The following is a 12,333-nucleotide window of genomic DNA, read 5'->3' as shown; positions in this document are numbered from 1 at the left end:
CAAGGCGGCACGGATTCAACCGCGGCGCAGATTGCCTTGATCGGCGTTACGCCGCCGTATCGATCCCAAGGTCGCTCAATTTGCGATAGAGGGTCGAGCGACCGATGCCGAGGCGGCGCGCGACCTCGCTCATGCGGCCGCGATAATGGCCGATCGCCAGGCGGATCACGTCGGCCTCGATCTCTTCGAGCGGACGCAGATTGCCATCGGGCAGGTAAAGCGTCACGCCGATCGCCTCGCCATTGATCGCAACCTCGCTATCGCTGGCGGTGCCGCCGCCAAGCGTCGCCTCGATCGCACGGAAGTCGGCGGCGGTCAGCACGTCGGTGGTGCTGCCGACCGCGGCGCGGAACAGCACGTCCTGCAACTGGCGGACATTGCCAGGCCAGGCATAGGCGGCGAGCAGCCGCAGCGCATCGTCGGTGATGCCGATCGGCCCCATGCCCGGCAACCCGCCGATGCGCGCGAGCAGGTGGCGCGCGAGCGGGCCGACATCGCCGCGGCGTTCGCTGAGCGAAGGCAGGGTAAGCTGCGCGCTCGACAGGGCATAGAACAGGTCTTCGCGGAAATGGCCTGCCTCGATCAGCTTGTCGAGCGGGCTGGCGCTGGTCGCGATGATCCGCACATCGACGGTCTGGCGGATCGACCCGCCGATCATCTGCACTTCGCCCGTGTTCAGAAACTCGACGAGCTTGGCCTGTGTGTCGAGCGGGATGCACTCGACATGGTCGATGATGAGGCTGCCGCCGTCAGCCTGCACAAGCCGACCGATCTGTCGGTCGAAGGCGCCTGGAAAAGCGCCGCGTTCGTGACCGAACAGCCCCGATCCGATAAGGCCCGGCGACACCGCCGAACAATCGACCATGACCAGCTGCCCGCGCGCGCGGGGGCTGGCGCCATGGATCGCCCGCGCAAAAACCTCTTTGCCGGTGCCGGGCTTGCCGTTGATCATCACCGGCACACGCGCGCGCGCGGCCTTGGCGGCGATGGCGAGCGCGCTGCGGAAATTGGGGCTCGAACCGATGATTTCCTCGAATGCGAGCGGCGCGCGCAGCTTTTCGGTGAGCGGGCGCAGTTCGCCCTGCGGGCCGCCGTCGGCCATCACACGGTCGAGCGCTTCGAGCAACCTGTCGGGGGCGATGGGCTTTTGAACAAAATCGCTCGCCCCGGCGCGCATCGCGGCGACCGCAACCTCGACGCCGTTGCGCATCGTGATGACGACAAGCGGAAGCGCGGGGCGCCAGCGGCGCAGTTCGATCACGAATTGGGCGATGTCCATGCCCGGCGCGCCCTGGTCGATGAGCACGGCGTCGAGCGCCATGCCTTCCTGCGTGCCCAGCCTGGCGAGGGCGGTATCGGTGTCGGCGGCGATGACGCTGCGCCAGCCGCCGCGCGACACGAGCGCCGAGAGGAAGCGCTGCTGCGCAGGCTCGCTGTCGACGATCATCACCATTCGCGTATCGCGCGTGCTTGCCATGGTATCGAATCTGCCCCCTGGAGCGCTGTGCATCATATTGCTGACGTGAGCGCCCTTTCTATCCGCGAGGGGTAAAAGGGCGATTAAGGCCGTTCGCCTTTTGCCATGCCGGCCCGAACACCCCAAACCGGCTATTGAGCATCGTCATGGGCGTGGCTAAGACCGGCGCGACGGCCGATTCTGGCGATACCGGGCGGCGCGCTGGGCGTGGTCACCGGGACGGGTGAAGGGGAAAAACGATGGGACAGCAGGAAATGAAGTCGGCGAACGAAACCTATTCGGGTTTTCTCAGCCTGCTGAAGGTCGGGACGATCCTGACCGGGATTGTGACGCTCGTTGTCGTCCTCCTTATCGCGTCCTGACATAACCGATATGCGCATCGCTGTCCTGAAAGAGCTCGCCGCTGGCGAGACCCGCGTCGCCGCGACCCCCGAAACGGTCAAGAAATTCATAGCACTGGGCGCCGAAGTTGCGATCGAATCTGGCGCGGGGGAGGCCGCGTCGATTGCCGATGCCGACTATGCAGCGGCCGGCGCGAAACTCGGCGACCGTGCCGCGACATTGAAGGGCGCGAACATCATCCTTGGTATCCAGGGGCCGGACCCGGCGACGCTGTCGGGCTTCGCCGAAGGCGCCTGGCTCGCCGCCGCGCTCAATCCCTTTGGCGAACGCGCGCGCGTCGATGAATATGCGAAGCTGGGGATCGAGGCGCTGGCGATGGAGTTCATGCCGCGCATCACGCGCGCGCAGTCGATGGATATCTTGTCGAGCCAGGCAAATCTTGCGGGCTACAAGGCGGTGCTGATGGCGGCAAACGCCTATGGCCGGGCGTTCCCGATGATGATGACCGCTGCCGGTACCGTGAGCGCCGCCAAGGCGTTCGTCATGGGCGTCGGCGTCGCGGGGTTGCAGGCGATCGCGACCGCGCGGCGTCTGGGCGCGCAGGTCAGCGCGACCGACGTGCGCTCGGCGACCAAGGAGCAGATTCTCAGCCTCGGCGCGAAGCCGATCTTCGTCGAAAATGTCGCCGGGATCGAGGGCGAAGGTGCGGGCGGCTATGCTACCGAAATGTCCGACGAATATAAGGCGGCGCAGGCTGAGCTTGTCTCGTCGCACATCGCCAAGCAGGACATCGTCATCACCACCGCGCTGATCCCCGGACGCCCCGCGCCGCGGCTGATCTCCGACGCGCAGCTTGCGACGATGCGCCCGGGCAGCGTCACCGTCGACATGGCGGCCGAAAGCGGCGGCAATGTCGAGGGATCGGTGCCCGGCGAAACCAAGCGCATCCATGGCGTGACCGTGATCGGCGCAAAGAATATCGCCGCGCTGATGCCCGCCGACACCAGCGCCTTGTTCAGCCGCAACCTGTTCAACTTCCTGTCGGCCTTCTGGGACAAGGAGGCGGGCAGGCCCGTGCTCGACGAGGAAATCGGCAATGCCGTGCGCCTGACGCAGGGCGGCAAGGTCGTCAACGAACGGCTGCTGGGGTGATCGTGGCGGATCGCCGGTCGCCGGAATAAACGTCGGCAATGGCCGATTACGGCCTTTGCTTGATCCGGCGCCTGGCTACTATAGGGCAGATGCCTTTCGGCCCATTGCCGCAACAACCGGAGATTGCCAGATGCCGCGCGCAAAGCTTGCCCTTCTTCCCTCGCTCGCCCTGACCGTCGCCGCTCTTTCGCTCGGCGTCGCTGCGTGCAGCAGCGAGCCGGAAACGTCGGCCGAGACGAAGGGGGTGGACGATGCGATCGGCGCCGACGCGGCGGGGGGCGGAATGGCCGCCGAAAAGACGATCGCCGACAATATCGCAGCGTCGCCGGTTCATACGTCGCTTGCCGCCGCGCTGACGCAGGCCGGTCTGACGCAGACCTTGTCGAACGAGGGACCCTTCACGCTCTTTGCCCCGACCGACGCCGCCTTTACGCAAGTGCCGCCGGTGACGCGCGACGGGTGGATGCGCCCGGCGCAGCAAAGCGTGCTTGCGGGTGTGCTCAACTATCACGTCGTCCCCGGCAAGCTGACCGCCGCCGACCTGGGGGCACAGATCGACGCTGCGGGCGGGCAGCTGACGCTGAAAACCGTCGACGGGCAGGAACTGATGGTGCGCAAATCGGGCGATTCGATCCTGCTGACCAGCGCGTCGGGCAACAAGGCGATCGTCACGCAAGCCGATGTCGCGCAGGCGAATGGCGTGGTCCATGTGATCGACGCGGTATTGCTGCCCGGAATGTAGGCGACTGGTCTGCTCGCTGCCGCGCGGCGGGTGGGTGAGGCGGGTTTCGCCCGGTTGCCGACCGGACCCTGTTGAGAAGGGGTTTGATGCGTTCCCGTCTCCCAATCTTCTCCCCGGGAGGGCGGATGGCTTTAAGGCCGCTTCCCACCTCAAAGCCGCCATTCCATCCATCCCATGCCGAAGCCAGATCCTGCGCCCATGAAACTTTATGTCGAACCGCGCCCATATTCCTTGCCTGACGAAACATTGGCGCGTCTTTTTTGACAGCTTAGGAGTCGACAGGCTGGCGCCGCCACGGCAAGAGGTGCGCCAAGCGGAATCAGCAGGGGAGCGCGCCGTGGATTTTATCGCCATTTTTTCGATTTTCGTGCTGGCGTGTTTCGTCGGCTATTTCGTCGTCTGGTCAGTGACCCCGGCGCTGCACACGCCGCTGATGAGCGTCACAAACGCAATTTCGTCGGTCATCATCGTCGGCGCGCTGATCGCCGCCGCGGCGGCGGGATCGGCAACGTCGAAATGGCTCGGCCTTGCTGCGGTGGTGATGGCGAGCATCAATATCTTTGGCGGTTTCGCGGTCACCGCGCGGATGCTGGCGATGTACAAGAAGAAGGAGCGCTGAGATGGATTTTCAGCTGATCCTCGCCGCCGCGACCGGCGATCATGGCGCGGTGAACCCGTGGGCGGCGATCGCCTATCTGGTGTCGGGCGTCTTCTTCATCCTTGCGCTGCGCGGCCTGTCGTCGCCGGCCTCGTCGCAGCGCGGCAACCGTTTCGGCATGATCGGCATGACGATCGCGGTCGTCACGACCTTGCTGACGCACGTTCCGCGCGTCGATGGCGGGGCGCTCGACGGCGTGGCGCTGATCGAAATCCTTGCGGCGATCGGTGTCGGTGCGGTCATCGGCATCGTCATGGCGCGCCGCATCGCGATGACCGCCATGCCGCAGCTTGTCGCGGCGTTCCACAGCCTTGTCGGCCTTGCCGCCGTTGCCGTGGCGGCGGCGGCTTATCTTAACCCGCAGGCGTTCGGCATCGCTGATGCCGCGGGGCAGATTTACACCGTCAGCCGCATCGAAATGGGCCTCGGCATCGCGATCGGCGCGATCACCTTTTCAGGGTCGGTCATCGCCTTTCTGAAACTCAACGGCAATATGTCGGGCGCACCGATCATGCTGCCGGCGCGGCATGTCATCAACCTCGGCACGCTCGCCGCGATCATCGGCCTTGTCGCCTATTTCACCTTCGACCAGTCGCCCTGGGTTTTCTGGACCGTCACGGCGCTGAGCTTTGCCATCGGCTTCCTGCTGATCATCCCGATCGGCGGCGCCGACATGCCGGTCGTCGTGTCGATGCTCAACAGCTATTCGGGCTGGGCCGCGGCGGCGATGGGCTTCACGCTGGGCAACAGCGCGATGATCATCACCGGCGCGCTCGTCGGCTCGTCGGGCGCGATCCTCTCCTACATCATGTGCCGCGCGATGAACCGCAGCTTCATCAGCGTGATCGCGGGCGGCTTTGGCGGGGATGATGCGGCGGCGGGCGCGGGCGGCGCGAAGGAACAGCGGCCGTGGAAGCCGGGCAGTGCCGAGGATGCGGCGTTCCTGATGACCCAGGCAGAGAATGTCATCATCGTCCCCGGCTATGGCATGGCGGTCGCGCAGGCGCAGCACGCGCTGCGCGAGATGGCCGACCTGCTGAAAGCCGAAGGCGTCAACGTCAAATATGCGATCCACCCCGTCGCGGGGCGGATGCCGGGACATATGAACGTGCTGCTCGCCGAGGCGAACGTCCCCTATGACGAGGTGTTCGAGCTGGAGGATATCAACGGCGAGTTCGCGCAGTGCGACGTCGCCTTCGTCATCGGCGCGAACGACGTCACCAACCCGGCGGCCAAGACCGACAAGTCATCGCCGATTTACGGGATGCCCGTGCTCGACGTCGAAAAGGCGAAGACGGTGCTGTTCGTGAAGCGTTCGATGGGCGGGGTCGGCTATGCCGGCGTCGACAATGACGTCTTCTACATGGACCAGACGATGATGCTGCTCGGCGATGCCAAGAAGATGGCCGATGACATTGTGAAAGCGATCGGCGGAAGCGGGCATTGAGTTGACACGTCGCCCTCGCGCAGGCCGAGGGCCGCCACCGGCCTTGACCAAGGCTGTCAGCGGCCCCTGCCGTCGCGGGGGCGACAATATGAAGAGGATCGAGTTTCATAATGCGCAAAGTCGGCCTGATCGGCGGCATGAGCTGGGCGTCGACCGAGCTTTATTATCGCCATCTCAACAAGGGGGTGCAAAAGCGCCTCGGCACCGCCTGTTCGGCACCGATCCTGATGGAAAGCTTGAACTATTGCGAACTGTCGCGGATCACGACCGATGCACAATGGGCGCATGCGAAGGAAGTGCTGATCGCGTCGGCGCAGCGGCTGGAGATGGCCGGCGCCACCGCGTTGATGATTGCCGCCAATTCGATGCACAAGGTCGCCGAGGACGTCGCGTCCGCAATCTCGATCCCGCTGATCCACATCGTCGACGAAACGGGCGAGAAGATGAAGGCCGACGGAATCAAGGCGGCGGCGGTAATCGGCACGCGGGGCGTGATGACCGAACCCTGGTTCCGCCAGCGGCTTGTGCGCCACGGGCTGACGCTCGCGCCCTATGACGCCAGCCGGGCGGACGAGATCGACCGGATCATTTACGAAGAGCTGATGCTGGGCAAGGTCAACGAAGCGTCGCGGCGCACGATGAAGACCTTTATCACCGATATTGCCAAGCAGGATATCCAGGCGATCATCCTTGCCTGCACCGAACTGGTGATGCTGGTCGATCCCGACGCCAATGTCCTGCCGATCTATGACACGACGCGCATTCATGTCGCGGCAGGGGTCGACTGGATTCTGGGCGAGAGGTGACTTTCGCCCCTCCCGCAATCGGGAGGGGGTAAAGTTACCCGATCTTTGTCCAGGTTACGGTGCGGCAAAACAGGCTGACGCATCCCTTCATCGTCAGTTTGTTGCCGTTTACGCGCAGATGCGCCTTGTAATAGCGGCCGTCCTCGGGGCTGTAGCCTTCACCCTTCCAGACATTGCCGTCGGGGGCGAGATCCCAATAAATGCGCAGCCCCGTTAACGGGCGGCCGCGCTTGGCCTTGTCGGGGTTGCGCGCGTCGAGCTGGCCGCCCGTGGGCTGTTTGATGAGAAGGCGCTCGATATGCCCGCACATTCTGGCGCCGCATGGGCTCATCACGACGATGCCCTTGCCGTCGTCGGTTTTCCAGCGGCCCGCGATCGACGCCGGTGCTGCGGCGAGCGACGGCACGGCGACAAGGGCGCCGAGCACCACGGCAATTCGGTGAAACAATGCAATCTCCCCGGTCATCTACAAGCATGTCAGCAACATGGCTTGGCATTGCCTCACTCTTGCACCATGCTGGCAAAAAACAAGGGAGAGTCGGATGCGATACCATCATCTCGTCGTGTCTATTTGCGCCGCGCTGGTCGTTGCCGCGCCCGCGTCGGCCAAGACGATCAGCGTCAGCGCGGATGCCGCCGATGCGAATGAAAAATTGCAGGAGGCGCTGATCCTCGCCGAACCGGGCGATGTCGTCGAACTGGGCGCGGGGGTATGGAAGCTGACCGACGGACTGTCGCTCGACGTTGACAATGTGACCGTGCGCGGCGCGGGGACGGGCGAGGGCGGATCGATCCTCGACTTTTCGGGGCAACAGGGCGCGGGCGAGGGACTGCTCGTCACGTCCGACGATGTGCTGCTCACCAATTTCGCGGTGCTCAATACGAAAGGTGACGGCATCAAGTCGAAGGGCGCCGACCGCATCGTCTATCACAAGCTGCGCGTCGAATGGACTGCGGGGCCAAAGGCGACCAACGGCGCCTATGGCATCTATCCGGTCGAAAGCAGCGACGTGCTGGTCGACAGCGTCTATGTCCGCGGCGCGTCGGATGCCGGCATCTATGTCGGCCAGTCGAAAAATATCGTCGTGCGCGAATCGGTCGCGACCGAAAATGTCGCGGGGATCGAGATCGAGAACAGCTATGACGCCGACGTCCACGACAATATCGCGAACCGGAACACGGGCGGCATCCTGGTGTTCGACCTCCCCAGCCTGCCGATGCAGGGGGGGCACAATGTCCGCGTCTTTTCCAATATCGTCAGCGACAACAGCGTCCCCAATTTCGCGCCCGCAGGCAATATTGTCGCGAGCGTGCCGACGGGAACCGGCGTGCTGGTGATGGCGAACCGCAATGTCGAGATTTTCGACAATATCCTCGACCGGAACGGCACCGCCAATGTGATGATCGTCGGCTATCGCTACGAGCACAAGGACCCGAATTATCAGCCATTGCCGCGGCAGATCGTCGTGCGGGACAATCAGCATGGCACGGCGGGCTATGCGCCCGCATTTCCCGGCGGGGCGGAAATCGCGGCCGCGATGGGCGGCACGCTTCCCCCGGTGTTGTGGGACGGATCGGGCGACGCGATCGTCAACGACGATGTCGGCGTGCTGTCGCTGAACCTGCCCGACATGGCGATGCCGCAAAGCGCGGCGAAGCCTTCGCCCGCGGACCTCAAAGGCGCGGCGCCTGCGCCGCTGCCGGGAATCACGCTGCCCGCAAGCATGGAGGCGAAGGTCCGGTGAGACGCGTTTTCGCCGCGATCGCTGCGGCGCTGCTGTGCGCGAGCGGTGCAAGCGGCGGCGCGCCGCCGGGGGTTGATCGGGCGCTGGTCGAAAGCGACGCAATGCCCACGAAACTATCGGCCTTTGGCCTGTTTCGCGACAATGATCCGCTGCGTCCGGTGGCCGGCATCGCCTATACGCTGCGCACGCCCCTGTTCAGCGATTATGCCGAAAAGCATCGGTTCATGCTGATCCCGGAAGGGGAAAGGGTCACGATCACGGCCGACGGCGCGATCGACTTTCCGGTCGGAACGGTGCTGGTAAAGAGCTTTGGCTGGCCCGACTGGAACGGGGGCAGGCCGGTCGAAACGCGGCTGCTGATCCGCCGCGCCTCCGGCTGGGTGGCGCTGCCCTATATCTGGGACGCCGATGGGGAAGATGCGACGCTGGCCTTGGGCGGGCGGCGCGTGCCCGTGAGTTTTACCACCGCCGCGGGCGACCGACATTCGATCCGCTATGCCGTCCCGAACAGGAATCAATGCAAGGAATGCCACAGCCTGAACGGCGAGATCGTGCCGATCGGGCCAAAGCTGCGCAATCTTGTGCTCGACCCTGCCGCGTCGGCGGCGCTGCGCGCGCGCTATTTCGCGCAGCCCGCCGCGCTTGAACCGACGATGCCTGCGTGGGACGACCGCGCCAGCGGCAGCGTCGCCGATCGCGCGCGCGCCTATCTCGACGTCAATTGCGCGCATTGCCACAATCCTGGGGGCAGCGCGTCGAACAGCGGGCTGTTCCTGCGCTGGACCGACGATCCCGCAGGCGTGAATTACGGCATCGGCAAGCGTCCCACGGCGGCGGGACGCGGCAGCGGGGGGATGGATTTCGCGATCGCGCCGGGCGCGCCCGATCATAGCTTCATGATCTATCGCCTCGAAAGCATCGATCCGGGCATTGCGATGCCGGAGGTCGGACGGTCGACCGTGCACAAGGAGGGTGCGGCGCTGCTGCGGCAATGGATTGCGGACATGGTGAAGGATGGTTCGCGCCGACTTCCATCGGGGTTGAACGAACGTCGTCACCCTCATAATCGTCATCCCGGCAAAGGCCGGGATCTTAGCGTCGCGGCCTGATGCTCCGTCCCTATCCCGGCCTTCGCCGGGATGACGATAAAAGGTTCCCTTGATGACGTCGCTCGTCCTCCACGATTATTTCCGTTCCTCGGCCAGCTTTCGCGTGCGTATCGCGCTGAACCTCAAGGGCCTCGATTATGGGCGCGTCGAGGTCAGCCTGATCGCGGGTGAACAGCGCAGCGACGCCTATCTTGAAAAAAATGCGCAGGGCTTTGTGCCGATGCTTGTCGTCGATGGCGAACCGATCATCCAAAGCATGGCGATCATCGACTGGCTCGACCGCGCCTATCCGCAGCCGCGGCTGATCCCTGAAGACGCGATGCCGCGCGCGGTCGCGCTGGCGCGCGCGCAGGTGATCGCGAGCGACATTCACCCGCTCAACAATCTGCGCGTGCTCAAATATCTGAAGCGCGACCTGGGGTTGAACGAGCAGGCCAAGGACCGCTGGTATCGCCACTGGATCGTGCAAGGCTTCGACGCGCTGGAGGCTATGGCGGGCGATGGCAAGTTTCTGGGCGGCGACGCGCCGGGCATCGCCGACTGCTGCCTCGTGCCGCAGATGTATAATGCGCGGCGGTTCGAGGTGCCGCTCGACGATTATCCGCGGCTGGTGGCGATCGACGCGGCGTGCATGGAGCTGGAGGCTTTCCAAAAGGCGCATCCCGATGCGGTGAAGCCCGCGTGATCCGGCTGCTTGTGGGGACCGCGGCGCTGGCGTTGCCGGCGGCGGCGATGGCGCAGGAGGCGGGGAAGAAGGGGGAGGCAATTATCATCCCCGCGCCTGTCGTTTCGCGTGAAGATATTGTTGTATCGGGAAGCGGCTTGCTGAGAACATCGGACAGCGATCTTGTCCAATCGTCGGACATATTGCTGGATGTAAGGTCGGGGCCGGGCACGCGCATCGAAAACCGCCTGCGCGACGAAGCGGGCATCGTCCAGTTCCGCCGCTCGGACGGGCGCAGCGCGCATCCGACCAGCCAGGGGGTGACGCTGCGCGGGCTTGGCGGCAATGCGTCGAGCCGCGCGCTGGTGACGCTCGACGGCGTGCCGCAGGCCGACCCTTTTGGCGGTTGGGTCGCGTGGAGCGCCTATGACGCGGTCCGGCTTGGCGGGATCGTCGTCACGCGCGGCGGCGGCAGCGGCGCCGATGGGCCCGGCGCGCTCGCCGGGACGATCGGGCTGCATTCGGAGATGACCGACGGCGCCGAAACGAGCCTTGCCCATGGCAGCCGCGACGGCTGGGACGCGTCGGCAAGCGTGGGCGGGGCGATCGGCCACGGGCAGGTGGCGATCGACGGCCGCTACAGCCGCGGCGATGGCTTTATCCCTATCGCCAAGGGGCAGCGCGGCAGCGCCGACCGTGCTGCCCCCTATGAACAGGGCGGCCTTGGCCTGCGGCTCCGTTTCGATGTCGGCGAGAGCAGCCGCATCGAGTCCAGCCTGCGCGGCTTTGCCGACCGGCGCGACCGCGGCGTCGATTTCACCCGCAGCAAGGTCGACGGCGTCGACGCCAGCCTGCGCTTCGTCCGCGAGCCAGCGGGCGGCGCGCAATGGCTCGCGCTCGCCTATGTCCAGCTGCGCGACTTGGCGACGGGCTTTGCCAGTGTCGCGGCGGATCGCGGCAGCGCCGCGCCCGTGCTGTTCCAGCGCGTTCCTGCGACCGGGCTTGGTGCGCGCGCCGAATATCGCCCGGCGATCGGCGGTACGAACCCGCTGCGGTTTGGCGCCGACTGGCGGCGCACGACGGGGCGCACCGAGGAGGATTTTTTCTTTGCCGCGGGCGTTCCGCAGCGCCATCGCAGCGCGGGCGGCAGCAGCGATACAGTCGGTGCCTTTGCCGAATGGACTTCGGGGAGCCGCGATGACGGCTTTCTTTGGACGCTGAGCGGGCGCGTCGACCGCTGGTGGCTGAGCGGAGGCTATCGCCGCGAGGGCAATATCGGTGGCGCGCCGATCAGCGCCGCGCGCTTTGCCAACCGGCAGGGCTGGGAAGCGAGCGGGCGCGCGGGGGTGCGCTGGAGCCGCGATAATGTCGCGCTGCGCGCGGCGGCCTATCGCGGCTGGCGCCTGCCGACGCTCAACGAGCTGTATCGGCCGTTCCGCGTCGGCGCCGAGGTCACGATGGCGAACGAGGCGCTGAAGCCCGAACATCTGTGGGGCGGCGAGGTCGGGATCGACTGGGCGTCGCGTAAAACCACGCTGTCGGTGACGCTGTTCGCCAACCGGCTGACCGATGCGATCGCCAATGTGACACTCGCGCCGAACCTTAACCAGCGGCAGAATCTGGACGCAATCGACAGCAAGGGCGTCGAGGCGAGCGCCGAACAGGGCATCGGCCCGCTGTCGCTGCGCGCGACCTGGGCCTATACCGATGCCGACGTCGATGCGTCGGGCGCGGCGGCGCTGCTCGACGGGCGGCGACCGGCGCAGATTGCGAAGCATGGCGGCAGCGTGTCGCTGCGCAGCAAAGCCGAAGGCCCGCTCGGCGGCTTTGCGACCCTGCGCTATATCGGCGCGCAGAATGAGGACGATCTGGGGTTGCTGCGGCTGGACGATGCGCTGACGTTCGACGCGGGCCTGTCGTGGCGCTTTGCGAACGGGATCAGTGTCGAGGCGCGCGGCGAAAATCTGTTCGACGAGCTGGTGCCGACAGCGATTTCATCGTCGGGCATTGTCGAGCGTGCGACACCGCGGACATTGTGGATCGGCGCGCGGGCGGTGTTCTGACGGTGCTGAAACAAGTGCGGCACTACGATAACCGGAATGCTCCGGTTGCGCCCGCTTGCGGCCCCGCATGCCGCGATCACCGGGATTGCGCACCGATTGCGCGCCGTTTAGGCTTTGCGGGCCGGGGT

Annotated in this window: 12 protein-coding genes; 10 read left to right on the top strand and 2 right to left on the bottom strand. The window is 65.5% G+C overall.

The window, feature by feature from the left end:
• Positions 1–46: 46 nt before the first annotated feature.
• Positions 47–1,477, bottom strand: coding sequence for a sigma-54-dependent transcriptional regulator (locus HUW43_RS08840; protein WP_188237058.1), 1,431 nt, complete (start codon positions 1,475–1,477; stop codon positions 47–49).
• 239 nt (positions 1,478–1,716) lie between these two features.
• Here HUW43_RS08840 and HUW43_RS15855 point away from each other — a divergent pair, with 239 nt between their 5' ends.
• The 6 genes from HUW43_RS15855 (at position 1,717) to HUW43_RS08815 (ending at position 6,624) form a co-directional block, all read left to right on the top strand.
• The gene (locus HUW43_RS15855; protein ID WP_262926794.1) at positions 1,717–1,839 is read left to right on the top strand and encodes a hypothetical protein; all 123 of its coding nucleotides are present in this window, start codon (positions 1,717–1,719) and stop codon (positions 1,837–1,839) included.
• Positions 1,840–1,849: 10 nt separating this feature from the next.
• Positions 1,850–2,971 (top strand): NAD(P) transhydrogenase subunit alpha, encoded by a 1,122-nt coding sequence (locus tag HUW43_RS08835; protein ID WP_188237057.1) that lies wholly within the window; start codon positions 1,850–1,852, stop codon positions 2,969–2,971.
• 130 nt (positions 2,972–3,101) lie between these two features.
• Positions 3,102–3,713 carry a fasciclin domain-containing protein gene (locus HUW43_RS08830; RefSeq protein ID WP_188237056.1) on the top strand — a complete coding sequence of 204 codons (612 nt, stop codon included), beginning with the start codon at positions 3,102–3,104 and terminating at the stop codon, positions 3,711–3,713.
• A 337-nt stretch (positions 3,714–4,050) separates the two neighbouring features.
• A complete protein-coding gene (locus HUW43_RS08825; RefSeq protein WP_120219471.1) occupies positions 4,051–4,332 on the top strand; it encodes a proton-translocating transhydrogenase family protein in 282 nt (93 codons plus the stop codon).
• Between the two features lies 1 nt (position 4,333).
• Positions 4,334–5,818: an NAD(P)(+) transhydrogenase (Re/Si-specific) subunit beta gene (locus tag HUW43_RS08820; RefSeq protein WP_188237055.1), complete on the top strand. Its 1,485-nt coding sequence runs from the start codon at positions 4,334–4,336 to the stop codon at positions 5,816–5,818.
• 110 nt (positions 5,819–5,928) lie between these two features.
• Positions 5,929–6,624 carry an aspartate/glutamate racemase family protein gene (locus tag HUW43_RS08815; RefSeq protein WP_188237054.1) on the top strand — a complete coding sequence of 232 codons (696 nt, stop codon included), beginning with the start codon at positions 5,929–5,931 and terminating at the stop codon, positions 6,622–6,624.
• Between the two features lie 34 nt (positions 6,625–6,658).
• On the opposite strand, the gene HUW43_RS08810 is transcribed toward HUW43_RS08815, so the two are convergent.
• Positions 6,659–7,090, bottom strand: coding sequence for a DUF2147 domain-containing protein (locus HUW43_RS08810; protein ID WP_188237053.1), 432 nt, complete (start codon positions 7,088–7,090; stop codon positions 6,659–6,661).
• A gap of 76 nt (positions 7,091–7,166) precedes the next feature.
• Between HUW43_RS08810 and HUW43_RS08805 the strand changes: the two genes are divergently transcribed.
• Genes HUW43_RS08805 through HUW43_RS08790 form a run of 4 tightly spaced genes read left to right on the top strand, consistent with a single transcriptional unit; the run spans position 7,167 to position 12,205 of the window.
• The gene (locus HUW43_RS08805; RefSeq protein ID WP_188237052.1) at positions 7,167–8,369 is read left to right on the top strand and encodes a parallel beta-helix domain-containing protein; all 1,203 of its coding nucleotides are present in this window, start codon (positions 7,167–7,169) and stop codon (positions 8,367–8,369) included.
• Positions 8,366–9,478: an SO2930 family diheme c-type cytochrome gene (locus HUW43_RS08800; RefSeq protein WP_188237051.1), complete on the top strand. Its 1,113-nt coding sequence runs from the start codon at positions 8,366–8,368 to the stop codon at positions 9,476–9,478. Before HUW43_RS08805 ends, HUW43_RS08800 begins: the two co-directional genes overlap by 4 nt.
• 52 nt (positions 9,479–9,530) lie before the next feature.
• A complete protein-coding gene (gene maiA / locus HUW43_RS08795) occupies positions 9,531–10,163 on the top strand; it encodes a maleylacetoacetate isomerase (protein WP_188237050.1) in 633 nt (210 codons plus the stop codon).
• A complete protein-coding gene (locus HUW43_RS08790; RefSeq protein WP_188237049.1) occupies positions 10,160–12,205 on the top strand; it encodes a TonB-dependent receptor in 2,046 nt (681 codons plus the stop codon). Before maiA ends, HUW43_RS08790 begins: the two co-directional genes overlap by 4 nt.
• The last annotated feature ends 128 nt before the right edge of the window (positions 12,206–12,333 follow it).

Origin of the sequence: Sphingopyxis sp. LK2115 (assembly GCF_014595975.1) — a bacterium.
Classification (GTDB): domain Bacteria; phylum Pseudomonadota; class Alphaproteobacteria; order Sphingomonadales; family Sphingomonadaceae; genus Sphingopyxis.
The sequence above is the reverse complement of the archived record's forward strand: the minus strand, read 5'-3'. Positions and strand labels throughout refer to the sequence as shown.

Bases quoted from the DNA above. Each gene is read 5' to 3' on its own strand.
- HUW43_RS08830 (WP_188237056.1), top strand. From the start codon at position 3,102: ATGCCGCGCGCAAAGCTTGCCCTTCTTCCCTCGCTCGCCCTGACCGTC.
- HUW43_RS08840 (WP_188237058.1), bottom strand. From the start codon at position 1,477: ATGGCAAGCACGCGCGATACGCGAATGGTGATGATCGTCGACAGCGAG.
- maiA (WP_188237050.1), top strand. From the start codon at position 9,531: ATGACGTCGCTCGTCCTCCACGATTATTTCCGTTCCTCGGCCAGCTTT.
- HUW43_RS08805 (WP_188237052.1), top strand. From the start codon at position 7,167: ATGCGATACCATCATCTCGTCGTGTCTATTTGCGCCGCGCTGGTCGTT.
- HUW43_RS08815 (WP_188237054.1), top strand. From the start codon at position 5,929: ATGCGCAAAGTCGGCCTGATCGGCGGCATGAGCTGGGCGTCGACCGAG.
- HUW43_RS08820 (WP_188237055.1), top strand. From the start codon at position 4,334: ATGGATTTTCAGCTGATCCTCGCCGCCGCGACCGGCGATCATGGCGCG.
- HUW43_RS08835 (WP_188237057.1), top strand. From the start codon at position 1,850: ATGCGCATCGCTGTCCTGAAAGAGCTCGCCGCTGGCGAGACCCGCGTC.
- HUW43_RS15855 (WP_262926794.1), top strand. From the start codon at position 1,717: ATGGGACAGCAGGAAATGAAGTCGGCGAACGAAACCTATTCGGGTTTT.
- HUW43_RS08810 (WP_188237053.1), bottom strand. From the start codon at position 7,090: ATGACCGGGGAGATTGCATTGTTTCACCGAATTGCCGTGGTGCTCGGC.